Genomic DNA, 1472 nt, shown 5'->3' with positions numbered 1-1472 from the left:
GGTGCTGCGCCCCAAAAGTTAGAGTAATAAATCTAACCTTTGGGGTGTTTTTATATGGCGAAATATAGCCAAGGTTTTAAATTAAAGATTGTTCAAGAGTATTTAAAAGGACACCTGGGATACTTATTATTAGCACAAAAACATGGTATTCCATCTTCAACGCCAATCAAACATTGGGTTAGGGCTTATAAAGCTTTTGGAGAAGAAGGCTTACAACGGAAAACAAAGCATGAAGAATATCCTGTTCAATTCAAATTAGATGTATTAAACTTTATGAAACAAACAGGTGCTTCTTACCAAGATACAGCGATCCGATTTAACATGAATCATCCTAGTTTAATCGCGACTTGGTGCAGTAAGTTTTTAAAAGAAGGAATAGAGGGCCTGAAACATGCGAAGGGAAGGCCATCTATGTCTAAAAAAACAAAAGATACAGCGATTAAAGTAGAAAAAACAATGTCTCGTGAGGAACAGTTAGAACGTGAAAATGAACTGCTTCGTCTGGAGGTTGCGTATTTAAAAAAGTTGAAGGCTTTTCGAGAGAACCCGGATGCCTTCCTCGAAAAGCACAAGCAGCGATCGCTTTTGAACTTAAAGAAGAAGGATTCCGATTAAAAGACATTTTTAAACAAGTTGATATTCCGGAAGCAACTTATCATTATCATATCAAGCAAATGAAGCAGGAAGATCCAGATCAAGCTTGGAAATTGTTGATTTTAGAGACATTTGAGCAGCATGAAGGTCGATATGGCTATCGTCGAATTCATGCGGAATTAAAAGCACAAGGACATAAAATCAATCATAAAAAAGTACAGCGAATCATGAATGAATTGAATTTAAAGTGTGTAAAATTCGTACGCAAATCTCGCTATAAATCGTATAAAGGGACTGTTGGCAAAGTAGCGAAGAATCGTTTAAACCGCCGTTTCAACACACCGTACGCCTTACAAAAACTTGTGACTGATGTAACAGAATTCAAGTGCACAAATAATGAGAAACTATATTTAAGCCCGATTATGGATCTATATAACGGTGAAATACTCGGTTTCAGTATGTCTAAACGCCCTACACTGGAATTTGTGATTGATTCACTGAAACAAGCGCTCCCAATCATTCATGAACGTGCAGAATATCGTACAACCATTCATTCGGATCAAGGCTGGCACTACCAACATAATTCGTGGGTGAAAACATTAAAGCAAAACAAGATTTTCCAAAGCATGTCTCGTAAAGCAACATGTGCGGACAATGCGGCAATCGAGAACTTTTTTGGCTTACTCAAACAAGAAATGTATTACGGGGAAGAATTGATGTCCTACGAAGCGTTACAGAAGAAAATTGAGAAGTATATCGATTACTATAATAACGATCGAATTAAACAAAAACTGGCCGGCATGAGTCCGGTAAAATACCGAACTCATGCCAGCCAATTAGCTGCATAAATAAAACTCTAACTTTAAGGGGTCACTACC

The 1472-nt window shown here is 37.5% G+C and carries 1 protein-coding gene and 1 pseudogene; both read left to right on the top strand.

Annotated elements, in window-relative coordinates:
* Nucleotides 1-54 precede the first annotated feature (54 nt).
* The gene (locus tag WAX74_RS20900; protein WP_336499578.1) at nt 55-615 is read left to right on the top strand and encodes a helix-turn-helix domain-containing protein; all 561 of its coding nucleotides are present in this window, start codon (nt 55-57) and stop codon (nt 613-615) included.
* Nucleotides 576-1442, top strand: a pseudogene (locus WAX74_RS20895) (IS3 family transposase); the annotation flags it as partial. The gene WAX74_RS20900 and the pseudogene WAX74_RS20895, both read left to right, overlap by 40 nt.
* Between the last annotated feature and the right edge of the window lie 30 nt (nt 1443-1472).

The sequence above is a fragment of the Psychrobacillus mangrovi genome, from assembly GCF_037104765.1.
Taxonomy (GTDB): Bacteria; Bacillota; Bacilli; order Bacillales_A; family Planococcaceae; genus Psychrobacillus; species Psychrobacillus mangrovi.
This window is presented reverse-complemented; position numbering and strand designations above follow the sequence as displayed.

Bases quoted from the DNA above. Each gene is read 5' to 3' on its own strand.
- WAX74_RS20900 (WP_336499578.1), top strand. From the start codon at position 55: ATGGCGAAATATAGCCAAGGTTTTAAATTAAAGATTGTTCAAGAGTAT.